This window comes from Vibrio mexicanus (assembly GCF_001012815.1).
In the GTDB taxonomy this organism is placed as follows: domain Bacteria; phylum Pseudomonadota; class Gammaproteobacteria; order Enterobacterales; family Vibrionaceae; genus Vibrio; species Vibrio mexicanus.
In genome coordinates this window covers 134368-158886 of sequence record NZ_JYJP01000051.1, presented here as the reverse complement: position 1 = coordinate 158886, position 24519 = coordinate 134368, and the positions used below count along the sequence as shown (strand labels likewise).

Annotated in this window: 16 protein-coding genes and 5 pseudogenes; 15 read left to right on the top strand and 6 right to left on the bottom strand. The window is 44.1% G+C overall.

Annotated elements, in window-relative coordinates:
- Window positions 1–116: 116 nt before the first annotated feature.
- On the top strand, window positions 117–1058 hold the full coding sequence (locus tag UA76_RS08060) for a response regulator (protein WP_337588520.1): 942 nt from the start codon (window positions 117–119) through the stop codon (window positions 1056–1058).
- Between the two features lie 73 nt (window positions 1059–1131).
- Here UA76_RS08060 and UA76_RS08055 read toward each other — a convergent pair whose 3' ends face one another.
- Window positions 1132–2280 carry an iron-containing alcohol dehydrogenase gene (locus UA76_RS08055; protein WP_047044739.1) on the bottom strand — a complete coding sequence of 383 codons (1149 nt, stop codon included), beginning with the start codon at window positions 2278–2280 and terminating at the stop codon, window positions 1132–1134.
- Window positions 2281–3202: 922 nt separating this feature from the next.
- Between UA76_RS08055 and UA76_RS08050 the strand changes: the two genes are divergently transcribed.
- Window positions 3203–6349, top strand: a complete 3147-nt coding sequence (locus UA76_RS08050; protein WP_047044736.1) for a chitinase C-terminal domain-containing protein — start codon at window positions 3203–3205, stop codon at window positions 6347–6349.
- Between the two features lie 63 nt (window positions 6350–6412).
- Here the strand turns inward: UA76_RS08050 and glgC are convergent, their stop codons facing one another.
- The 3 genes and pseudogenes from glgC to UA76_RS08035 form a co-directional block, all read right to left on the bottom strand.
- Window positions 6413–7627, bottom strand: a complete 1215-nt coding sequence (glgC, locus tag UA76_RS08045; protein WP_047044734.1) for a glucose-1-phosphate adenylyltransferase — start codon at window positions 7625–7627, stop codon at window positions 6413–6415.
- 228 nt (window positions 7628–7855) lie between these two features.
- Window positions 7856–8370 (bottom strand): annotated as a pseudogene (locus UA76_RS08040) (hypothetical protein).
- 99 nt (window positions 8371–8469) lie between these two features.
- The gene (locus UA76_RS08035) at window positions 8470–8835 is read right to left on the bottom strand and encodes a YgiW/YdeI family stress tolerance OB fold protein (protein WP_047044732.1); all 366 of its coding nucleotides are present in this window, start codon (window positions 8833–8835) and stop codon (window positions 8470–8472) included.
- Between the two features lie 151 nt (window positions 8836–8986).
- Here UA76_RS08035 and UA76_RS08030 point away from each other — a divergent pair.
- The 4 genes and pseudogenes from UA76_RS08030 to modC all read left to right on the top strand — a co-directional run bounded on the left by UA76_RS08030 (window position 8987) and on the right by modC (window position 13128).
- A pseudogene (locus UA76_RS08030) lies at window positions 8987–10461 on the top strand (cobyric acid synthase).
- 43 nt (window positions 10462–10504) lie between these two features.
- Entirely contained in the window at window positions 10505–11314 is an 810-nt protein-coding gene (gene modA, locus UA76_RS08025) for a molybdate ABC transporter substrate-binding protein (protein ID WP_420340905.1), read from the top strand.
- Window positions 11315–11325: 11 nt separating this feature from the next.
- Complete coding sequence (modB, locus tag UA76_RS08020; protein WP_075202552.1) at window positions 11326–12021, top strand: molybdate ABC transporter permease subunit; 696 nt, start codon at window positions 11326–11328, stop codon at window positions 12019–12021.
- Window positions 12014–13128 (top strand): annotated as a pseudogene (gene modC, locus UA76_RS08015) (molybdenum ABC transporter ATP-binding protein ModC). Before modB ends, modC begins: the two are co-directional and overlap by 8 nt.
- A 46-nt stretch (window positions 13129–13174) precedes the next feature.
- Here modC and UA76_RS08010 read toward each other — a convergent pair.
- Complete coding sequence (locus tag UA76_RS08010) at window positions 13175–13612, bottom strand: DUF3069 domain-containing protein (RefSeq protein WP_047044727.1); 438 nt, start codon at window positions 13610–13612, stop codon at window positions 13175–13177.
- Between the two features lie 140 nt (window positions 13613–13752).
- Between UA76_RS08010 and UA76_RS08005 the strand changes: the two genes are divergently transcribed.
- Together UA76_RS08005 and UA76_RS08000 are read left to right on the top strand one after the other, a co-directional pair.
- Entirely contained in the window at window positions 13753–14700 is a 948-nt protein-coding gene (locus UA76_RS08005) for a GGDEF domain-containing response regulator (RefSeq protein ID WP_047044725.1), read from the top strand.
- Between the two features lie 119 nt (window positions 14701–14819).
- Window positions 14820–15736 (top strand): annotated as a pseudogene (locus UA76_RS08000) (Solitary outer membrane autotransporter beta-barrel domain); the annotation flags it as partial.
- Between the two features lie 123 nt (window positions 15737–15859).
- Here UA76_RS08000 and UA76_RS07995 read toward each other — a convergent pair.
- Window positions 15860–17095, bottom strand: coding sequence for a GGDEF domain-containing protein (locus UA76_RS07995; protein ID WP_047044723.1), 1236 nt, complete (start codon window positions 17093–17095; stop codon window positions 15860–15862).
- Window positions 17096–17321: 226 nt separating this feature from the next.
- On the opposite strand from UA76_RS07995, the gene UA76_RS07990 reads away from it, so the two are divergent.
- The 7 genes and pseudogenes from UA76_RS07990 (at window position 17322) to UA76_RS07960 (ending at window position 24462) form a co-directional block, all read left to right on the top strand.
- A complete protein-coding gene (locus UA76_RS07990; RefSeq protein WP_047044721.1) occupies window positions 17322–17687 on the top strand; it encodes a late competence development ComFB family protein in 366 nt (121 codons plus the stop codon).
- A 22-nt stretch (window positions 17688–17709) separates the two neighbouring features.
- Window positions 17710–17988, top strand: coding sequence for an HlyU family transcriptional regulator (locus tag UA76_RS07985; RefSeq protein WP_047044718.1), 279 nt, complete (start codon window positions 17710–17712; stop codon window positions 17986–17988).
- A 341-nt stretch (window positions 17989–18329) separates the two neighbouring features.
- Window positions 18330–19883, top strand: coding sequence for a Re/Si-specific NAD(P)(+) transhydrogenase subunit alpha (locus UA76_RS07980; RefSeq protein ID WP_047044715.1), 1554 nt, complete (start codon window positions 18330–18332; stop codon window positions 19881–19883).
- A gap of 11 nt (window positions 19884–19894) precedes the next feature.
- The gene (gene pntB, locus UA76_RS07975; protein WP_047044713.1) at window positions 19895–21301 is read left to right on the top strand and encodes a Re/Si-specific NAD(P)(+) transhydrogenase subunit beta; all 1407 of its coding nucleotides are present in this window, start codon (window positions 19895–19897) and stop codon (window positions 21299–21301) included.
- A gap of 178 nt (window positions 21302–21479) precedes the next feature.
- Window positions 21480–22956: pseudogene (gene vxrA / locus UA76_RS07970) on the top strand (sensor histidine kinase VxrA).
- Complete coding sequence (gene vxrB / locus UA76_RS07965) at window positions 22931–23590, top strand: response regulator transcription factor VxrB (RefSeq protein ID WP_047044710.1); 660 nt, start codon at window positions 22931–22933, stop codon at window positions 23588–23590. The pseudogene vxrA and the gene vxrB overlap by 26 nt, the downstream one beginning before the upstream one ends.
- The gene (locus tag UA76_RS07960) at window positions 23590–24462 is read left to right on the top strand and encodes a DUF2861 family protein (protein WP_047044709.1); all 873 of its coding nucleotides are present in this window, start codon (window positions 23590–23592) and stop codon (window positions 24460–24462) included. The genes vxrB and UA76_RS07960 overlap by 1 nt, the downstream gene beginning before the upstream one ends.
- The last annotated feature ends 57 nt before the right edge of the window (window positions 24463–24519 follow it).

Here is a 24519-nt window from a genome sequence, read left to right as displayed (position 1 = left end):
TGAGCAGGGCAAACTGTTTGAAGCGTTTAGTCAAGCCAGCGAAGGTATCAGCCGTAAAGGGGGACAGGCCTGGGGCTTGCGATCAGTAAACGTTTGATTGAAGCCATGGGGGCTCACTGGCTTTCGAGTCTACGCCAAACCAAGGCAGTCGATTCCATTTTACGTTACCTCTTGAGCGCACCGATAGTGCTGATACGTGCTACACAAGAGAAGTTGTTCAACATGCTAACTTCGCCGCTCACATCCTTTTAGTTGAAGATAATCCCGTAAACTGCCTTGTAGCCGAAGGCTTCTTAAACTCCTTAGGCCACAGCGTTGACATTGCAATGAGTGGAGAAGAGGCAAAGATAAAGATAAAGGCTGCAGATGGGAGTTACGACATAGCCTTGCTGGATATTAATCTACCTGACTGCAATGGTGTCGATTTGCTACACAGCTTAAAGTGTGAAGCACAAAAAGATATTCCATATATCGCCGTGTCGGCTCATGTGTTTGCCGAAGAAGTTGAAAGCTATCTAAACGCGGGCTTCGACGGGTATCTTGCAAAGCCTTTAAATAGATCGGAGCTAGCAGAAATCTTGAATGAGAAGTTAGCACCACGAATGCGTAGCAATAATATAGATGGTGTGGATTTGACTAAAGAAAGTCAGAGTTCGAAGTTGTTCAAGTTATCGGATATTGAATCGAGTGATAAACAGGTTATTGAACAAGCACCTACTTCTCAAGGCACTAAAATTGGATTTGATCCTTCCATAATTGAAGCTGACAACAAGGTTTTAGGCCGAGAGAAAATGCGCCAAATTATTGGACTATTTAACACTAGCAGTAAGCAAACATTGGATGACCTTGAGCTTGCTTTTTCGAATGAAGATGCCAATGGTGTTAAAAGCTATGCCCACAAATTGAAGGGCTCCTGTGCCAGTCTTGGCCTCACAAGAATGTACGAACTATGTCGGGACATTGAATTAGCCAGTCAACCTTTGGAAGCGTATATGAACAGCAAAGAAGCACTTATTGGCGCTTTAGACGAGGCGAGGGTGTTTTTGTCTGAGTTCTAGTAAAGGTAAAGGTAAGAAAAAGAGTCACCCTATGGTGACTCTTTAAATTTAAGTATGCGGATAGATGAGTGGATTAAGCAACCGCTTGAGAGAGTATTTCTCTAACTTGTGTTATGCCAATCGCCTGCGATTCACCAAGTGCTGTCATGCCATGAGCTTCCAATTGACTTGCTACCGCGTCGATTGCAGCTTTTTTGTCATCACCATGCTCAGTTAGCTGTGTGGAGACTCCGAGTGATTGGTAAAAAGCTTCGATAGCGTCAATGGTTCGCTCAGCCAAATCGCTACCTGCTTCAAGCCCAAATACGTTTCTGCCCATTTGCTCTAACTTCCCACGTTTGGTGCCGATTTGGTTTCGAAGTAGAGAAGGTTGAACGATAGCTAATGAGCGGGCATGGTCAACACCGTATAGAGCTGTAAGCTCATGACCAATCATGTGCGTCGCCCAATCCTGAGCCACACCAGAACCAATTAAGCCGTTGAGGGCTTGGTTAGCAGACCACATAAGGTTTGCGCGCCATGCGTCGTTATCACGTTCAGAGAACTCGCTCCCTAGCTGTTTGAGAGAACGTAATAGCGTTTCTGAGTAACCGTCTTGAACAAGCGCATTTGCTGGCGCCGTAATGTACTGTTCACATACGTGAACCCATGCGTCGACAATACCGTTGATCAATTGCTTTTCAGGCAGGGACTTCATGACATCTGGGTCAAGGACAGCAAATTTAGGCTGAACGTTAGGGTTTAAAAACGCCAGTTTGTCTTTGGTTTCTTTCTTAGTAATAACGGCGCCCATGTTTGATTCAGAGCCTGTAGCTGGCAATGTTAAGACAGCGCCAATCGGAATGGCACTTGTCACTTGATGTTTACCAGTCAAAATATCCCAACCGTCACCATCATAGTGTGCTGATGCAGCGACATACTTAGAGCCATCAATCACCGAGCCACCACCTACAGCGATAATGAAGTCAACATTGTGTTCTTTACACAGCGCAACTGCGCCATCGAGTGTTTCTTTGGTTGGGTTAGGTTCTACCCCAGAAAACTCTAGCCATTTATGGTTTGAAAGTGCGGATTTAACTTGGTCATAAACACCGTTAGATTTGATTGAGCCACCACCATAAATCACCAATGCGGTAGCTCCCTGCGGCACAGCGCTCGCGATGGCATTAATTTGTCCTTGGCCAAAGTGGATCTGTGTAGGGTTGTGAAACGTGAATTGCATAATGTTGCTCCAGCTGCGAAGTAGAGAAGTATGTTGTTATGAAATGACTTGAAACGTTGAAAATCCGTCGCAACTCATCGATAGACCTAAGTGAATGTGACGTCTTTTGAGTCAAAGTAAAAACGTGCTTGTTGTATTTTAGGATCATTTATACCCAAGTGACTTCAAGATGCAGGATTCAGAGCGTTGTCATGGGTTCAAGTTCCAGGCAGATGACGCAGCGGAATAACGGGTTCTTTCCAAGTCATTTAAAGTAGAAATTGAATCCGTGAACCGCTCCCGAAGGGCGAGTTTGCCTAGCCTGCATACTTTGTTAACGATTCTCAATTTAGAACCACTAGATTGTCGCATCGTTGCCGCGTTTGCAAACTAGGCAATTCTCGCTGAACCACGCATCTTGAGGTTACTTGAGTATAGAACCACATGCTTTTTCAAAAAAAACATAAAGGGATATTGGGATGCATATTCGATAAACAATAGCTCAATAACTAATTGACTAGAAAATCAGCTCACGTAGTTAATAAATGTGAGGAAGATTACAGGGTTTAGGTGACAGACCAGATTAAGAATGAAAGGGGAAAATGTAACAGTGAAATTTGTCTGTTTTTTAGAATGTGAGTCTGAGCCAATATGTCATTCCCCCAATAGAGATTTTCTCTATTTTTTCGGTCCTGTACCCCTCTAAAGGGTGCAGGTTTTTTTTAAAATACATTTAGTCAAAAAATTAGTTGTTGATGCAAAATAAGTATACTGAAATTACATTGCAGTAACATGATCGTGCGAGGAATTGTTCAATTTGACGATCAAAATAGTGTTAAACCAAAAGGGTGTTCTATGGTTGTTTTGCGCTAGATATTAAGTCTTATGAGTCATAGCGTCTCTCTTAATATACGTGAAATTAAAACTTGAAGGAACATCACAAATGAAATTTAAGGACGGAAAGTTGGCTAGCCGAGCGTTCAAGCTCAGCACTTTATCAGCCTCGTGTCTCGTTGCAATGAACAGTTATGCCGCTATAGATTGTTCGACCCTTGAAAGTTGGGATGCAAGCACTGTTTATACAGGTGGCGATGAGGTTCATCACCAAGGCACTGCATACAAAGCCAATTATTGGACACAGAACAACGACCCCGCGACTAACTCGAGTGAATGGGGCACATGGAAAGTCATTGATACCTGTTCTACAGGTGGTGGTGTCAATGAAGCACCGACCTCTACACTTACTTCACCAACCGCAACTCAATCAATTACAGAAGGTGATGTTGTCGTACTGTCTGCAACAGCAGCGGATTCGGATGGTTCTGTGACGAGCGTTGACTTCTTAATTGATGGTTCGGTGGTTGCAACGTCGACGGTTGCACCTTACTCGGCAAGCTGGACTCCTTCCGTTTCTGGTAGCTACGTTGTCACGTCTATTGCTTACGATGACCAAGGTGCAGCGAGCTTAGAGAGCAGTGTGACTATAACTGTAGATGCGGCTCAAGGAGGCAATGAAAAGCCAACAGTTGATGTGGCACTTTCGGCATCAACCGTTGATGTTGGAACTGTTGTCACCTTGTCTGCAAATGCTGCAGACGCGGATGGCACCGTTGATAAAGTTGATTTCTATGTAGCTGGGACGCTAGTTGGAACGGTGGCTACCGCTCCTTACACGTTAGATTACACAACAACATTAGCGGGCACATTAGCGGTATACGCGAAAGCGACTGATAATCTTGGCGCAACAACAGATTCGGCGTTAGCTAGCCTTGTAGTTAATGGTCTTCCTACTGTCGCTACTTGTCGCCCTGATGGCTTATATCAAACGCAAGGTGTCGACGTACCGTATTGTTCTATTTACGATGAAGAAGGCCGTGAGAAGATGGGTGTTGACCACCCACGTCGTGTCATTGGTTACTTTACAAGTTGGCGTTCAGGAGACGATCCGCAATCTGCTTACTTGGTAAATGACATTCCGTGGGAACAACTTACCCATATCAACTACGCGTTTGTTAGCATCGGTTCAGATGGCAAAGTAAATGTGGGTGATGTTAACGATCCAAACAACGTTGCAGTGAGCAAAGAGTGGCCTGGCGTTGAAATTGACCCAACACTTGGGTTTAAAGGGCATTTTGGTGCACTAGCGACTGCGAAGAAAAAGCACGACGTTAAGACTCTAATTTCTATTGGTGGTTGGGCGGAAACTGGTGGTCACTTTGGTCCAGATGGTACGCGTATCGCCGACGGTGGTTTCTACACCATGACAACTAATGCCGATGGATCAATCAATCATGCGGGTATCGAAACCTTTGCTACATCTGCAGTAGAAATGATGCGTCAATATCAATTCGACGGTCTGGATATCGATTATGAGTATCCAACGTCGATGGCTGGCGCCGGCAACCCTTATGATAAAGACTTCATGGAGCCACGCCGCGCATACCTATGGGCATCTTACCAAGAGCTAATGAAAGTTCTACGTGAGAAATTGGATGCGGCATCTGCTCAAGATGGTATTCACTACATGCTGACGATTGCGGCTCCGTCATCGGGCTACTTACTGCGTGGTATGGAAACGTTTGATGTGACCAAATACCTCGACTACGTGAATATTATGTCTTACGACCTACACGGTGCGTGGAACGACCACGTAGGGCATAACGCAGCGTTATTCGATACAGGTAAGGATTCAGAGCTTGCTCAGTGGAATGTCTATGGTACAGCGGCTTATGGCGGTATCGGTTACCTTAACACTGACTGGGCTTATCACTACTTCCGTGGCTCTATGCCGGCAGGTCGAATTAACATTGGTGTGCCTTACTACACGCGTGGTTGGCAAGGTGTAACCGGTGGTGAAAACGGCTTGTGGGGCCGTGCGGCGCTTCCTAATCAAGCAGAATGTCAACCAGGCACGGGTGAAGGTGAGAAGAATAACTGTGGCCATGGTGCAATTGGTATCGACAATATGTGGCACGATTTGGATCCACAGGGTAACGAAATGGGCGCTGGCTCAAACCCAATGTGGCATGCGAAAAACTTAGAGAAGGGCATATGGGGTTCATACGCTGAGGCTTATCTGCTTGATCCAGTCAATGATCCAACGGATCAGTTTGTAGGAACTTATACTCGTCACTTTGACAGCGTAGCCGTTGCCCCATGGTTGTGGAATGCAGAGAAGAGCGTATTCCTTTCAACAGAAGACAAAGACTCGGTGTCAATTAAGGCGGATTACGTTATTGATAAAGAGATCGGCGGTATCATGTTCTGGGAGCTTGCGGGTGACTACAACTGTTATGTGTTAGATGCAAACGGTCAACGTGGTGCAATCGATGAAACAGAGCAAGCCTGTGCGACAGGTAACGGGGAGTTCCATATGGGCAACTCGATGACAAAAGCTATCTACGATAAGTTTAAGTCAGCGACGCCGTATGGTAACAAGGTGGCTACTGGTGCAATTCCAACAGAAGCGGTGGATATTGCAGTGAGTATCGGCGGCTTTAAAGTCGGTGATCAAAACTATCCAATCAACCCAAAAGTCACGTTTACAAACAATACAGGACAGGCGATTCCTGGGGGTACTGAGTTCCAATTCGATATTCCTGTATCAGCACCAGATAATGCGAAAGATCAGTCGGGCGGTGGTTTAGCAGTAATTGCATCTGGACACACGCGTGCCAATAACATTGGTGGCTTAGACGGCCCTATGCACCGAGTCGCTTTCTCGCTACCTTCTTGGAAAGATCTGCCAGCTGGTGGTACGTATGAGTTAGACATGGTGTATTACTTGCCAATCTCTGGTCCTGCTAACTACAGCGTAAACATCAACGGTATTGACTACGCATTCGCGTTTGAACAGCCGGATTTACCGCTTGGCGATCTATCTCAAGGTGGTAACAACGGCGGTGGCAATAGCGGCGATACTGGTGGCGGTTCTGGCACTGTAACACCATGGGTTCCGGGTTCAACTCAGGCAACTAATGGTGATACATACAGCTACAATGGAAAATGCTTTGTTGCTAAGAATAATCCAGGTTCTTGGGAGTCACCAACGCAAAGTAACTGGTTCTGGGATGAAGTAGCATGTCCTTAAGAGGTTAGTCCTCTACCGTAACGACAAAAGCCTAGCAACATAGCTAGGCTTTTTGATTAGTCGCTAAAATTCGTAACCTTCTGGGACGACCACTATGCCTTTCTCAGAAACGTGAAAACGTTTTTGGTCTTCTATTTTGTCTAAGCCAATTTGGGTGTGCGGTGGAATACTCACGTGTTTATCGATGATGCAATTAACAAGCTGACATCCCTCTCCAACAGTGACATCGTCAAAAATAATACTGTCCACAATCGTGGCGCTATCATTGATGCGTACGTTTGAAGAGACGATCGAATGCTGCACCGATCCACCGGAGTTAATGACGCCATTCGCAATCATGGAATTAATAAAAATACCTTCATTGCCTGTAGCGGAAGGAACTGTCCGCGCAGGAGGAAACTGAGCTTCATAGGTACGAATAGGCCAATCGGGTTGATACAGGTTCATTTGAGGTACTGGCTCTAAAAGATCCATATTAGCGTCGTAGTAAGAATCTATGGTACCTACATCGCGCCAGTATTTATCCTTAGCAACGCGTCCTCTACTGCGGCCAAATTCATAGGCATACACGGTTTGATTATCAATGAGCTTTGGAATGATGTCTTTACCAAAGTCATGACTAGAGTGCTCGTTGCATGCGTCTTCATTTAGAACCTGCTGTAATGTCTCCATGCTAAAAATGTAGATACCCATCGAGACCAAACTTTGGGTTGGGTCATCGATTAGCGTAGCGGGTGAACTCGGTTTTTCAGCAAACTCTGTCACCATGTTGTTGGCGTCCATCGCCATCACTCCAAATGCCGCTGCCTCTTCTTTTGGAACTGTCATGCAAGCAACCGTCAGCTCCGCATCAGTCTTTTTATGCTGTTCGAGCATTGCAGCGTAATCCATTTTGTAGATATGGTCCCCAGACAGTACGACCACGTACTCAGCACTACTTCGACTCAATAGCCACATGTTGTGATAGATAGCATCAGCCGTCCCTTCGTACCACTTTCCGCCTTTGCGCATTTGCGGTGGAACCGCTGTAATGTACTCGCCAAGTTCCGGATTATAAATAGACCAACCATCGCGCAAATGTTTTTGTAGAGAGTGAGACTTGTATTGCGTGAGGACAAGAATGTTCCTCATACCAGAATGAAGGCAATTGGTTAAGGTGAAATCTATGATTCGATATTTTCCACCAAAAGGGACCGCAGGCTTTGCTCTATTGTCTGTCAGTGGACTTAAGCGGGATCCCATTCCGCCTGCCAGTACTACCGTTAGAGTATCTTGCATAAATACGCTCCCTATATATGTGCATGCAATGTGACGAAGAAAGTGCCTACTAGAGCTATTACAATCTTTGTACCAAAGTTAGAGAGCAGAGAAATCAGTGAGTTATAGTTTATGTAATCAAAAAAACGCACCATCTTGGTTCGCTAGCATTTTAGTGAACCAAGATGGTGCGCTTGTTTTGTTTATTCTATTGTGGAGCGGTAATAGTCAGTAAGGATCTGAAGCGAATTAGTACTGGAAGCGAACTGACATCATTATCTGTGGGCCATAAAAGCCATTATTACGAGTCTCAGCAGATAAGGACAATTGATCTGTAGAATGGAACCTGACACCGGCATGGAACACTGAAGATTCGTCATTCTTACCAAGACGTGCTGTCGCTTCTAATTGGTTCATTAACCATACGCGAAGGCCAATGTTCATTTCTGCTTGCGTGACTGAACTTACATTGTCCTCTTTTGGGAAGTTGTTGTGGTGCACTAAGAGTTGACCATAGATATCCATAAATTGGTTAAGAGGGCCGTTAAACCCAATACCACCTGCCACGCCAAAGTCTCTTTCAAACTGACTGTTAAGGCGACCAACAACATGTACGTTTTCTGCAAGTTGAGTACTTAATTCGACCCCAGTCATTGATGGTTGATACCCGTAAAAACTTCGAAATAGTTATAGCTGAAGTTATTTGCATTCGCGGTCAGTGGAAGACAGCATAAAAGACCAGCAATGACTTTTTTATTTAACATGGGTGCTCCCCAAATCCTTGGATATTATTTTGACGTTACAGAAAAAGCCTGCAAAATGCAGGCCTTTTATACGCAAGGATATAGGGAAACAGTCTGATTTTAAAGCACTTGAACGTGATCGACCTCAACCTCAGGGTTCATTCCGCCCTCATATTCACCAAACAGTCTTAACTTGGTGGTGTGATCGATTGGTGTTGTCATATTAATATCATCATCAAGCTCGACCTCGAACTCAGCTTCGCCGTCGCTGAATACAAAAGTGTCCTTTCTAACTTGTTTAACTAAGTAACCTTCTAAGACGATATCGCGATCGCCAAAGAAACTGGTGTCATCGATTAGGCTTTGTACTGACGTGATGTCGGTTGGTCCTTGGTAGCTTACGCTTTGTTCGTTATCCGAGTGAGCAAGGGCAGCCCCTGGAGCGATGATGATTGAAGCAGCAATAGCAATAACAGTGTTTTTCATAATAAGTGTTCTCATGTGTGATTCGACATGGTTATTAGAACACTGCCACTCTGAATTATTGGTGAGGATAACATTCATATTTGGTTCATCAGTTGAGTCTGCATAACTGATAGAGTTATTATGTGGAAAATTGTATTAATTTGAATTAACTATGAAAAAACCACTGTCTGCACTTATGGTGCAAGGGACCACTTCAGACGCGGGAAAAAGCGTTTTAGTGGTAGGTTTGTGCCGCGTTCTGCAGCGCAAAGGAATCAAAGTTGCTCCGTTCAAACCGCAGAATATGGCGCTCAACAGTGCGGTGACGAAAGATGGTGGTGAAATCGGTAGAGCGCAAGCGGTACAAGCATTAGCGGCGTGTGTAGAGCCGAGTGTTCATATGAATCCAGTACTTCTTAAGCCCAATTCAGATACGGGCGCTCAAGTTATACTGCAAGGCAAAGCGATTGAAAATATGCAAGCCGCTGGTTACCAGAACTATAAAAAGATCGCTATGCCAATTGTAATGGACTCGTTCGAACGGCTCACCAACGATTATGACTCTGTCATGATTGAGGGGCGGGCAGTCCCGCTGAAATTAACCTGAGAGAAAATGACATTGCCAATATGGGCTTCGCTGAAGAAGCTGATGTGCCCGTGATTATTATCGCTGATATCGATCGTGGCGGCGTATTTGCACATCTCTATGGGACTTTGGCTTTGTTATCTCAGTCGGAGCAGGACCGTGTAAAAGGATTTGTAATCAATCGATTCCGTGGCGATATCTCATTGTTAGAATCTGGTTTGGATTGGTTAGAAGAGAAAACCGGAAAACCTGTAATCGGTGTATTACCGTATTTGCATGGTTTCGACCTAGAAGCGGAAGATGCGATCACGGCGAGCCAAAACCTTGATGACCAGCATGTTGTTAATGTGGTTGTGCCTGTATTTACACGAATCAGTAACCATACAGATTTTGATGCCCTTCGTCTTAACCCTTCTATCAACCTACGTTACGTGGGTAAAGGGGAGCGGATAGATAATGCAGATCTTGTGATTTTGCCGGGCAGTAAATCCGTGCGATCGGACCTCGATTATCTTCGCTCACAAGGTTGGGATAAAGACTTGCAACGTCATTTAAGATACGGCGGTAAAGTTATTGGCATTTGTGGCGGCTACCAAATGCTAGGCTCATTGATACATGACCCAAATGGCGTAGAGGGCGCTCCAGGCTCTAGCGAAGGGTTGGGGCTACTAAATGTTGAAACCACACTGACTAACCAAAAAGCACTTCTCAATAGCAAAGGCACCATTGCGATCGAGGGTAGAAGTGCGGTCGTAGAAGGTTATGAAATTCATGTTGGCGTTTCTAAAGTCAGTGAAAAACAACCTATAAACCTAACTCATGGCAAGTCAGATGGCGCAATTAGCGAGTGCAATCAGATCCTAGGCACTTACCTTCATGGTCTATTTGATAACACAGACGCATTAGAGCTAATTTTCGATTGGGCTGGCGCTAAAGTTACGGGTGAGTCCCATCAAGCTAAGAAAGAAGAGGCGATTAACCGCATCGCTGATGCCATTGAGGAACATATGAAGCTAGACTTACTATGGCCAGAACTAAATATAAACGGCAGAACAAATTAATGGCTAAGCATGGTAAGTAGATATGTTAAAAGAGCAAAGTTAAGTGGAATGGGTAGTGTTTCGAATCAACAGCTTTATTAAGTTCGTCAGCTTATCGAAAGTGAGAAGACGTGCGGTGACTTTAGTTGCTTTAGGCTTGTCACTATTTACTGCAGCTCAAGCGAGCGCTGATGATCATCTTCGCATCTACGCGGCTTCTTCTATGACCAATGTTTTGAATGAAATCATTGAGAACTATGAAAGTCAAAGCGGAGTTCGTATTACACCAGTTTACGGCGGCTCATCGTCATTAGCTCGTCAAATCGAACGGGGCGCGCCTTCAGACATCTTTATCTCGGCCAACCGTCTATGGATGAATTATTTAGTCGAGCAGTCTGTGGTTGAGCCTTCTAACATGGTAGTTCTAGCGTCTAATCAGCTAGTTTTAGTGAGCTCAAATCCCGATATTAACGTTACTTTAAACAGTATTGATAGCTGGAAGGCAGCATTAGGGGGCTCTCGCTTAGCGACGGGTTCAAAAGCCGTCCCAGTGGGCATGTATGCGCAACAAGCATTTGAATCATTGAATGTCTGGTCGGAATTGAATGATAAGATTGCACCAACCAACAGTGTTCGAATGGCTTTAGCACTGGTTGAACAGGGAGAGGCACCTTTGGGAGTAGTGTACCGAACGGATGCTTTATACAGCGAAGACGTGTATGTTGTGCAATCTTTTCCGACTGAACTTCATGAACCGATCGCTTATCCTATGGCATTGTTGAGCGACCAACCCCAAGCGCAGGCGTTCTATCACTTTCTTCAGGGTGACGCTGTCACTAAAGTACTCGTTAAACACGGCTTTTCACGTCCATAAGAGAGAACTCAGTGCTAACCGATTTTGAATATCAGGCTTTAATGCTCAGTTTAAAAGTTTCCGGCTATACAATTGTGTGGTTGGTTCCCTTAGGTATAGTTTTGGCGTGGTTACTTTCACGACGCGAGTTTATGGGCAAGTCTTTACTCGATAGCATGATTCATTTACCTCTCGTATTGCCTCCTGTGGTGATTGGATATCTGCTCTTGATTTCTATGGGCAGAAATGGGTGGATAGGTAAATGGTTAGACGCTCATTTTGGTTTGGTCTTTAGCTTTAATTGGAAAGGCGCGGTTCTGGCGTGCATTATCGTTTCGCTCCCCTTAATGGTTCGTTCTGTTAGGCTGAGCTTAGACTTAGTGGATAGAAAATTAGAGCAGGCGGCAGCAACGCTTGGTGCATCTCCGATCAAGATCTTCTTCACAATCACTTTGCCATTAACTCTTCCTGGAATCATAACCGGTACAATGTTGTCTTTTGCTCGAAGTCTTGGAGAGTTCGGTGCGACCATTAGCTTTGTGTCCAATATTCCCGGAGAAACTCAAACTATCCCTTTAGCGATGTATAACTTTATCGAAACGCCCGGCTCAGAGCTCGAAGCGGCGCGTTTATGTGTTATCTCAATTGTTATTGCGTTGTCTTCACTGCTCTTTTCTGAATGGTTATCCAAACGGACTTCTAAAAAGTTAGGAGCGAAACATGGATAAGATCCACGTAAACATCGCCCATCAATTTACCGAAGCTGAGTTCGACCTTAATCTTGAACTCCCACGTAAAGGTATTACCGCGATATTTGGACGTTCGGGGCGGGCAAAACGACCGTTATAAACATGATTGCCGGTTTAATTACACCAGACCAAGGTAAGATCGTCGTTAATAGGGAAGTACTGTATTGTTCGCAAACCAAAATAAATTTACCGACTTATAAGCGCAAAGTCGGCTATGTTTTTCAAGACTCCCGACTATTTCCTCATTACAGCGTGAAAGGCAATCTGCTTTATGGGGTAAGAGCATTTGACCAAGCGCATTTTGACGAGATTATTTCTCTTTTAGCGCTTCTACCTTTGCTAGAACGCTTACCCGTTGATTTGTCTGGTGGTGAAAAACAGCGTGTCGCAATTGGTCGCGCATTATTATCAAAACCTGACATCTTACTCATGGATGAACCTTTGGCGTCGCTCGACTTACCGCGTAAACGTGAAGTCATGCCGTTCCTTGAGGAGCTAGCGGATAAAGTAGAGCTTCCCATTATTTATGTTTCACATAGTTTGAGTGAAATTCTTCGATTGGCGAGCCATTTAGTAGTGTTGGATAAAGGCAAGCTCGTATCGAATGGCAAGTTGGAAGACGTTTGGGCCTCTCAAGCAATGAAACCTTGGCAGTCATTCTCCGAGCAAAGTTCAGTGTTTGAAGCTCAAGTTGCGGAAAACAACCATGAATACGGTCTCACTCGTATTCTATTAGCACCTGAAACGCCAATGTGGGTGCAGCAGGTATCGGCAGATATTGGGACACATGTTCGGGTCCAAGTAAGGTCTAACGATGTCTCGATTTGTTGTGATAAGCCAACTAAAACCTCGTTTAGAAATGTCATTCCAGCAACGATTGAGTCGATTGAATCCTATGCCAGTGGCAATGAACGCCAAAGTGTTTCAGTTAAACTACAGATAGCGCCTCAATGTTATTTGTGGGCAACCATTACCACTTGGGCAAGAGATGAGCTTGAACTTAAGAAAGGAATGCCAGTGTATGCGCAAATTAAAGGGGTGAGTGTCACCCAGCGAGATATCGCGATAGCGCACAGTACTGATTGAACCGAAATACCGAGAACATAAAAAAACCACCTTGCGGTGGTTTTTATTATTTGATGAACACTTCTTTGAAGTCTTTCTTTAAGATTGCATCGCGACGTGCTTTCTTAATTTGCTTAACCATGTCTTTTACACAGTTGTGTAGAACTTGGTCTAGAAGTTGAGCTCTGTACTCTTCTTTTTCTTCATCTGACATGCCTTCTGGCAAATTCAATGTCGAAAACTCTTCCATAACGTTAATGCCGGCAAAAGCTTGACTAACAGAGATAAGCGCGTGGAACTGCTCAAAGTTATCCAGTACGTTCTGTGCGCTTGCTGGTAGGCTATCCCATGCTTCGCGGACAGCTTCTTCAGAGACTTCGTGAATCGATACAACCATGTTAAACATGGCTTCCGGGACTTGGTCAAATTCAATAACTTGGCGAAGTTCTGGTGAAATGGTTTCTAGATCCACTTGTGGTTGTTCTGTGTTTTGTGTATCAGACATGACAAAAATCTCAGTAGTCAAAAACGCGATACTAGTTTTTTGTGGCGAAATGTCAATTAAATTACGAAAAACTAGTCATGCAACATCCAATTCTGTGTGCTATATATTAACGTAGAATCAGTAAGTTATGGATATGGAATATGACAGGATCTTCAATGCGCATTCTTCTGGTAGACGATGTACAGCTCGATAGAATGCAGCTCGCCATTCGTCTTAAGCAGTTGGGGCACATGGTGGAAGCGGTATCTAGTGGCCAAGAGGCGCTAGATATTTATAGCGATTTTGATCCCGAACTTGTTCTTCTTGATATATCCATGCCCGGTATGAACGGGTTTGAGTTGTCTCAAAAACTCAGGCAGCGATATACAGAATGGATACCATTTATCTTTTTAAGTGGTCACGAAGAGCCGTCAATGATTGCTAAAGCGATTGATGCTGGTGGCGATGATTACTTGATTAAACCCGTAGATAAATTGGTTCTTAACTCCAAGTTGATAGCAATGCAGCGTATCGCGTTTATGCGTCGCGAGCTCAAAAAAACCACAGCGGAGCTCGCTAAAGTCAACGAAGTGCTGAAACAGCAAGTAGATGAAGACGGGTTAACGAATCTGTATAACCGTCGGTTTATCGACAGCACGTTATCTGAAGCAATTACTTGGCACGGTCGCCATAACTTACCCTTGTCACTGATCATGCTCGACGTCGATAACTTTAAAGCTTATAACGATAATTATGGCCATATTGAAGGTGACAAGTGTCTGATTAGCATAGGTCAGATGGCGAAAGATCTGTTCTGTAGAAGCGGAGAATACGTAGGGCGTTATGGTGGTGAAGAATTTGTCATTTTACTTACAAATACTGATTCAGACTCGGCCTCGTCACATGCGCAAAGAATTCATCATGGTTTAGAGTCATTAGCGATCGCACATAACTACAATTGTAATGTTGGTCATGTTACCGTGTCACAAGGTGTGTTAACGATCATACCCACTGGCAAAGAAACGATTGATGAACTGTACACAAGAACCGATGAAGCACTATACCGAGCAAAATCAAGTGGTCGAAACTGTTTCAAATTGGTGACTTAGGCGCTCGGGCAAAGTAGAGTAAGCAGTGCTTATCCCTATGAAGAACAGTATCATTAATGTTGATTCTTACTATTAAAACAATTTCATTGTTATCTTTTACGTCCCACCTTTAAAAAGGAATGAGTGTGAGAGCGCTATTCGTCTTGGCCACCTCAGCGTTTGCTCTAAGCCACAACGTTATGGCCAACCAGTCAAGCGACAACTTCCAGAAATACTTAGAGCAAACGCTGGCCGTATCCATGGTACTTACAGACACTGAAGTGTTCGCATTTGGTATTCATGACTTCGACCCGAATGATTGGTTCAACCTAGATAACGAAGACATTGGCTCTGAAGATTCAATAGAGCTACGTAAACAGATCGCCGTTTCTACATTACCTTTTACCTTTGAACTTAGTGACGAAGAAGCCACACATAAGCATCTTTTGTTTACTCGTCTTTCCGCAGTAGCATCGAGACGAGATATCGATATCAGGCCGCAAGATCCGCCAGATAGAAATGAAGATATCGTTCTTGGTGGTTTTCTGGCTTATCGGTATCAATATCAAATTGACGAAACTTGGTCGATCACTCCAGGGGTAGGCGGCCATCTCCAATATTATCGAAATGACCACAAGTACCAGAGTGACTACGCCCGTCAGCTGCAACCCTATTTAGATGGTGTTGTGCTCAATACATCCGCTTATGCTGTTTCAATCGAACCCCATGCCACATTAATGTATAAACAACTAACTGATTGGGGCTCTTGGAACGCCACGTCGAGCGGACATTACTTTATCGGCCGAGGATGGGGGATGCAAACCATGGTGATGTTGGTACTCCAGAAGGTTGGTACATTGCGAATGGCGTCGAGGCATTCTACGAGTTTCAAGAGTGGGGAAGAGCGGTTCAATCTATATATTCTAGTATTAAACGAATAGATCTAGGTGGAGATACAAGACGTCCATTTGGCACGACGCATTACTATGAAGCATCAGTCGGGTGGCTGATGACGCCACCTTTCGAAATGCCTTGGGTAGAAAATGTTGGGATAGGGCTGAGCTTTAACTATGGGAGTGCGTTAAAAGGAGGCAGTATTGTCTTGTTCTTTAATCAAGAGTAAACCTATACTTCGCCACGTATCCAGTTGAACTCAGCTTGTGTTTATGGGTAATAAGGGCTAATCAACTGCCACACGGTTTCGCCCACCTTTCTTAGCTTTATAAAGGGCTTCATCTGCCGCTTTTAGCACTTCGTGTGGTGTTCGGTAATTGCGACTTGAAGCCACACCGATACTGATCGTAATGTTTACCACATCTTTTGGCTTAGTTTTGCCTCGCTTCTTACTGCCTTCTTTGTTGTTCTTTGGCCGAGATTCGTTGTTACGTATAGTCATCTCATACTCTTCAACGGCGATGCGCAGATCTTCTAGGTGCTCTTTAGCGTCCTCACAATGACGAGACCCAAAAATAACCGTGAACTCTTCTCCGCCATAGCGATAGACTTTTGCTCGGCCGCCGACTTCAGTCAGCTTACTAGCCACAAGCTTTAAGACGTCGTCGCCAGTATCGTGTCCGTAGGTGTCATTGAAGGATTTGAAATGGTCAATATCAAGCATGGCGATGCAATAACGACGGCCCAGATGACGTATGTCAGACTCAAGAGAGTGACGACCGGGGATGCCAGTGAGACGGTCAGTAAATGCCAGCTCGTAGCTTGCTGATATTAAATGCAATAACAGTAGTATCCCAGCCAGTGTGAACATGGTGCATGAGATATACGGAATGTGGAAAAAGATGAATGTTGTGGATGCAAGAATGATTGAACTGTAGATCACAACATCAACAATTCGGTTGTAAACCATGATCAGAATTGAACAAATGCCAATCAAAGAAGCAAGGTACATAACCAATATAAATGGCAGCCGAGAGATACTTGGCAACACAAACAGAAAGCTATCATCTATGTCGTCAAACCCGCCTTCATAAATGTAGGTGAGCATAACATACGACCATACAAACATTAGTGACAGCGTCACTATGTAGAGAGCAAAAGATCGGCTATTAACACTGGAGTCTTTAATACGGTAGACGATAAGGCAAGCGACTGGGAGCAAAAACGCCAATAAAGACAGTTCTAAAAGAGTTGTACCTTCAGACAGAGACGTTTGAAGATAAGTTTGAATGTACCAATATGCGACCAGCATAGCCAAAGAGACCATGCCAATGCGACTTTGCCTAAATGTATGACTTAAGCCAATGACAACGGTGAACAAAATGTATGGAAGATTGGAGACGAAACCCAAGTTTGCTTGAGTTATTGAAATCACATTCGTCATTCCAAGCCAAAGCATAGCGAGGAGTAACAAAGGGAAGAAAACGCGAAACCAGTTAGAAGTCACTAACGAAGTGGACATGTATCGATTAGGCCTACTGTCTATAAATGGAGATGACGAACAATTTAACGTTTAGGATACTTTGATTTCATCAATTTCCAAGCTTTTTGCTAAACTTAACAATAAAAAAGGGATGAGTGTATCCAAACCGATGAATAAACAAGATATTTTTTGTAGAACGGAATACATTTTGTCTAAAATTGTCGTTATCAATCATGATTAGGTGGAGCTCAAGGGAGTAGGGTCTATGCAAATTAGTGTTGATGTTCACAACTATATGGAGACTTTGGTTGGACACGTACTCGCTGAAAGTAAATACAGTAGCGTGCTAACCCAAGATCAAATGGCCGACTTGGCTTGTCTTGCTCTTATTCAATTACGCCCTGTCTATATTCGGCATGATATCGATTTTCTATCGGCTCTGCCTGAGACAAAGTTAGTTGCACTCAAAGAGTCAGCTTCAACAGCCGTCGAGTCGGCACTGGGTATGATCCTTGAAGATCGCCGAGAAAACCGCGAAGATGATGTGCCAATCATCTTTTCACACCCTCGGCTAAATGAAGAAGATGAGTTAGATTGGTTTGAAACACCTATCCTAAAAACTAAAAAATAAATCGCTACAATAAGGAGTGCCTGTGGGGCTGTTTTCTCGCTTGTTTGGAGGTAAGAAAGACCACCAACCCGTTGAAGTTGAACCTGTTGAATACAAAGGTTTTCTAATTTATCAAGAACCCATTGCTGAAAATGGTCAGTACCGAATTGCAGGCCGAATCACTAAGCATTTTGGTGAGGAGCTAAAATCACATCGGTTTATACGATCTGATGTCTTGGCAATAAAAGAAGATGCGAATGAGCTTATGCTGAAAAAATCGCAAATGTTCATTGATCAAATGGGTGATGGTATATTTGGTTAAACTTCAATCATCCTAATTGCTACTTTTTATAAAGGGCCACGAGTTTTCATGCTTGTTGCCCTTTTTCGTATGCTTGGAATATCATAGAACCAAATAAAATGAATACTGTGTTACTTGTGGCACATGAAACTGTCATGATAGTTAGACATAGTACCCATAAGAGGTATGACAACTTAGAGTTGGCTGATTTTCTTGTTTGAAATCAAGCAATCGCTAAAAGGAATTGATTTACACTGGGTCCATCGAATTAATTCATCACAGGAAATAAGCCTAGTTGTGGTAGGGTTAATTTATTCAAAATCAGTGGTTTATGCACAGAAATTGTCCACAAGGAGTATATAGTGCAAATTGGTGTACCAAAAGAAATACTCGCAGGAGAAACGCGAGTGGCTGCATCGCCTAAATCAGTCGAACAGCTAATCAAACTGGGGTTTGATGTCATTGTAGAAACGCAAGCGGGCGCACTCGCAAGTTTCGACGATGCTGCTTTTGAAGCAGCGGGTGCGAGGGTGGTTTCTACCGAAGAGGTTTGGAATAGCGACCTCATTTTCAAAGTAAATGCCCCAATAGTCGATGAGTCTCAGTCTATCGATGAAATCTCTCTCATTAAAGAAGGCGCGAGCCTAATCAGCTTTATCTGGCCCGCTCAAAACCCAGAATTGATGGAGAAGTTATCAAGCAAGAAGATCAATGTAATGGCGATGGATGCCGTTCCTCGTATCTCTCGTGCGCAAGCGCTTGATGCTCTCTCTTCTATGGCGAACATTGCGGGTTATCGTGCGGTTGTTGAAGCTGCTCATGAGTTCGGCCGATTCTTCACAGGTCAAATTACCGCTGCAGGCAAAGTGCCACCAGCCAAAGTATTGGTTGCTGGCGCAGGTGTAGCAGGTCTTGCTGCTATCGGTGCGGCGGGTAGCTTAGGCGCTATCGTGCGTGCATTTGACGTGCGCCCAGAAGTAAAAGAGCAAGTGCAATCGATGGGCGCTGAGTTCTTGGAAGTGGATTTCCAAGAAGACACAGGCGCAGGCGATGGCTACGCAAAAGAAATGTCTGATGAGTTCAATAAGAAAGCTGCTGAGCTTTACTTAGAACAAGCCAAAGACGTTGATATTATCATCACAACTGCCCTTATTCCGGGTAAACCTGCACCTAAGCTAATCACCAAAGAGATGGTTGATAGCATGAAAGCGGGTAGCGTGATTGTTGACCTTGCCGCGGCCAACGGTGGTAACTGTGAATACACGGTAGCAGACCAAGTTATCACGACAGAAAATGGCGTGAAAGTGGTGGGTTATACTGACATGGTAGGCCGCTTACCTACACAGTCATCGCAACTGTACGCGACAAACATCGTCAACCTTCTAAAGCTTCTTTGTAAAGAGAAAGACGGCAATATCAATATCGATTTTGAAGATGTCGTTCTGCGGGGTGTGACTGTCGTTAAAGAAGGTGAGGTCACTTGGCCAGCACCTCCAATTCAAGTTTCTGCTCAACCAGCGGTTGAGAAAAAACCAGAAGTGAAACCTGAACCGAAAGTAGAAGAACCGACTTCTCCTTGGAAAAAAGTTGCAGGTCTTGCGATTGGTTTAGGCGCTTTCGGTTGGGTTGCAAGTGTTGCTCCAGCAGCATTCCTATCTCATTTCACTGTGTTCATTCTTGCCTGTATTGTGGGTTACTACGTGGTTTGGAACGTTACTCACGCATTGCACACGCCATTGATGTCGGTAACGAACGCTATCTCGGGCATCATCATCGTTGGTGCACTTTTACAGGTTGGGCAGGGTAATGGTGTTGTTACCTTCTTGTCTTTTATCGCCGTTCTTATCGCTAGCATTAACATATTCGGTGGCTTTACCGTCACCAAACGTATGCTAGAAATGTTCCGTAAAGACTAAGGGAGTAGCAAATGTCTGCAGGATTAGTACAAGCAGCTTACATTGTTGCTGCAATATTCTTTTTCATGAGTCTTAAGGGACTTTCTGCGCAAGAAACAGCTCGTACAGGTAACTACTACGGTATTGCTGGTATGGCGATAGCGCTAATTGCAACGATCTTAGGCCCGGAGACTTCTGGTATCGCTTGGATCATCGTTGCTATGGTGATCGGTGCCGCTATTGGTATCTTCTATGCGAAAAAAGTAGAGATGACAGAAATGCCGGAGCTTGTTGCGATTCTACACAGTTTCGTAGGTATGGCAGCGGTGTTAGTTGGTTTCAATAGCTTTATTGATCCACCAGCGATTCCTAATGTAGAAGCGTTAGCCGAAGCTGAGGTTCATGCTCACCATGTGATTCACCTTGTGGAAGTATTCCTTGGCGTATTTATTGGTGCAGTGACTTTCACAGGTTCTGTGGTTGCCTTTGGTAAACTTCGCGGCGTTGTTTCTTCTTCACCACTAATGTTGCCTCATAAGCACAAGTTGAACCTAGCTGCGATCGTTGTATCAACACTATTGATGATTCATTTTGTTAAAGTTGATGGCAGCATGTTCGCATTGATCATTATGACGTTGATCGCGTTTGCATTTGGCTACCATTTGGTCGCATCCATCGGTGGTGCTGATATGCCAGTAGTGGTATCAATGCTTAACTCATACTCTGGTTGGGCAGCAGCGGCAGCAGGTTTCATGCTAGCGAATGATCTACTTATCATCACGGGTGCGTTAGTCGGTTCGTCAGGTGCGATTCTGTCTTACATCATGTGTAAAGCGATGAACCGTTCGTTCATTAGTGTAATCGCAGGTGGTTTTGGTCAGGAAGTGGCTTCGTCTGGCGAAGCGGTTGATCAAGGTGAGCACCGTGAAACAACGGCTGAAGACGTTGCTGAAATGCTGAAAAACTCGAAGTCAGTAGTTATCACTCCGGGATACGGCATGGCAGTTGCACAAGCACAGTACCCAGTTCATGAGATTACTGAGAAACTTCGTGCGCTAGGTGTTGAAGTGCGATTTGCAATTCACCCAGTAGCGGGTCGTCTTCCAGGTCACATGAACGTTCTGCTTGCAGAAGCCAAGGTTCCGTATGACATCGTATTAGAAATGGATGAGATCAATGATGATCTTTCTGAAACCGATACAGTTCTTGTTATTGGTGCGAACGATACGGTTAACCCATCCGCTCAAGACGATCCAGCAAGCCCAATCGCGGGTATGCCAGTACTTGAAGTTTGGAATGCAAAAGACGTTATCGTATTTAAGCGCTCAATGAACCCTGGTTATGCAGGCGTTCAGAACCCGTTGTTCTTCAAAGAGAATACACAAATGCTCTTTGGTGATGCGAAAGAGTCAGTAGATGCGATTTCAAAAGCAATCTAACCAAGACTTAGTACACAAGGGCCGGCTAATAGCTGGCCCTTTTTGTTTGACCTGAATAAAACAATGTCAAGGTAACGTCATTTTATAAACCGTAAGCTGTGCCATGAGGTATCACTTCTTACTTTTACATAACAGACCAAGTATAAATTTTTGTAATAATGCGATATATTCGTGAATCATACAAAAACAGACTATTTTCCCATTGTTAAAAGCGGCTAATAAAATCATCGGGCTTATTTTGGTAACGGCTTCATTGTCTGCGAACGCCGAGTCCTTACCAGAACGCATCGATACTTTTGTCAATTTATTCGACTCGTCAGCGGCTGATGTCGCTTATGATATCCGCGTCATTCAGTCTGTTTACCCGACACGCTTGTTAACACCATCAAGCATGCTGCCGCAAACGTCATCTTACCCGATCAAAGATGTTCAAAAACTCTATAGCCTTGCACAAAATTGTACAGGCAAACTCCCGTTAAGCCCTTTAATTACTGAGCCGCTCGTTTTCACCCGTGCTACTTGTAAGGGCACAAAACTGACTACCCGTTGGTTTGCACGCAGTGGATGATTCACCCAGGCGGCGGTACGTATGCCCATCGTTATTCACTGCTTCACCCAGAAAAATCTGATGAACTGCAGCAATTTATGCATATTCAAGAGCGCCCGATTGCAGAAGCAGACAGTCTGCTTGGCCGTCTACAACGTATGGATGAGTACGCTCTAGACGCGCTTATTTCTGGAGCATCTATGTTCGTTGAGCAAGGTGAACTTTGGCTAAGAAAGAACGATAGCTATTTCATCTATCCAGAAGCGGATTGGCGTAAAAATGTCGACACTGCTGGGCTGAGTTTTACCTTTTCTAATAAGTCTTCAAGTTGCTTCGTGCAACGCGGTAACTTGTGTTGGGACGTAGAAGATCATTCTGATTTCTTGAGAATCAGCATGGTTATCCTTGTTATCGCCAATATTTTGCTTGTACTCGGTTGGTCGGTTTATCGCTGGAACACAAAACGCCAAGAAATGAAGAGTCGCATGTTGATTCTACAGATTCTTACACATGAACTCAGAACTCCTATTGCAAGTTTGTCTCTAACAGTGGAAGGCTTTCGACGCGAGTTCGAACGACTGCCTGAAAGTGTGTACGATGAATTTCGTCGATTATGCGAAGATTCACGACGCTTAAGGCAATTAGCCGAGGCCAGTAAAGATTATTTACAGTCAGATAACAAACCTCTTGCAACAGATTGGGTTCCATCAGTTGCAGAATGGCTAGAATATAAAATTGAAGAAGAATTTAATGGCGATATCGAATTAAATATTAATGCCGATATCGCTGCGAAACTGAATGTCTATTGGTTAGGTACGTGTGTTGATAACCTGATTCGAAACGCAGTGAAATATGGCGTAGCACCTATCACACTCGAAGTTATTACCGCTAAAGACATGATTACTTTCAAAGTCATAGACCAAGGATCACTAACTCAAAAGGACTGGCGTAACTTGCGTAAGCCTTTTGTAAGTAAAAGCGGTCTTGGACTTGGCTTAACCATAGTCGAATCTATGGTTAGTCGTATGGGGGCAAGATGACTTTAATTGGCCCACCTACAACATTTATTTTGGAGATACCTTGTGAAACAGACACTGCTTCTAGTTGAAGACGATAAAAACCTAGCCGATGGACTTTTAGTTAGCCTTGAGCAAGCTGGGTACGAATGTTTCCATTCAGAGCGTATTGCTGATGTTGCGCAATATTGGGACAAAGCGGATTTGGTTATTCTTGATCGACAGTTACCGGACGGCGATTCGGTAGAACATCTAGCAGGCTGGAAAGAGATCAAAGATGTGCCTGTTATTCTTCTTACAGCTCTTGTTACCGTTAAAGATAAAGTGACTGGTCTTGATGCCGGTGCCAACGACTATCTAACCAAACCGTTCGCTGAAGCTGAACTGTTTGCTCGCATCCGCGCGCAACTTCGCTTGCCAGATGTTGATGCGGCCGATGAGTCAAAAGTGACCACAGAGCATTTGGTGATTGATAAAGCAACGCGTGAAGTATTCTATAAAGAAGAAAGTATTACGTTAACGCGTACTGAATTTGACTTACTGCTCTTCTTGGCGAGTAATCTTGGTCGTGTGTTTACCCGTGATGAACTGCTTGACCATGTTTGGGGCTATAACCATTTCCCAACGACGCGTACAGTAGATACTCATGTTCTTCAGCTTCGCCAGAAACTGCCAGGTTTAGAGATCGAAACTCTACGTGGCGTCGGCTACAAGATGAAAGCTTAATGATTAGAAGCTGGTTATTGATTGGTGCGCTAGTTAGCGCACCTGTTCTAGCAAATAAAGTGGAGTGGTTCGAAAAGAACACGCCGCTTACACAAGCACACCATCATCTTCTTAACGATGATTTACCATCAATGTTTAACTCATTGGTGGAAGTCTGGCAGCAAGAAGAACCGCGTGTAAATGCAGAACACCTCAATGATTTGCTACTACAGTCGTTCGAGCTCGATTGCGGCAAAGGGCTCGACACTAAAACTCTGCCGAACTGGCTCTCAAAAGTTGTTATTCGCCGAACCGATATTCAAAGCCCTGGACGCGACGCGTTTCGTATCGTGCTAGAAGCGACATCGGATGAGGAAATCTCAGATCTCACATTGAAACGCTGGGTCGACCGTCCAATCTCTGCCGACGAAACCAAATCGATACAAGCTATCGAAGGCACAGATAAATCTTTGTTTACTAAGCGTTATAACGTTAATAGCCGAGTACCTAAAGGGCTATATCGACTTGATGTCACTACCAAAAATCAAGAGTCTTGGAGTTCTTGGGTACTGCTTGGCGATCCAAAAGCGCGTCAAACCGTTCGTTGGTCGTCAAAAGATCAGTGGGTTATTGAAAAAAATGCTCTGCTTAATAGTTTTTGTACGCTTCCAAAACTAGAAATCGGTTTATACGATTACGTCGATGGAAAATACCAACGAATCTGGAGTGAAGTGTACGAATCGGACTATCCAACTTCGTTAGATATGGCGCAACTCGATCCAGGTCGATACGTTTTGGCCATCTCCATGACGCACCAAAGATGGCAGGGTGCCATAATTGTGGAACAATCCCAAATAATTAGTAAAACTTATGATGTTTCTGTAGAGGAATAACTAAAGATCATACAGAATATACCGATATAGACATATAGGGAAATAAACGTTTATATC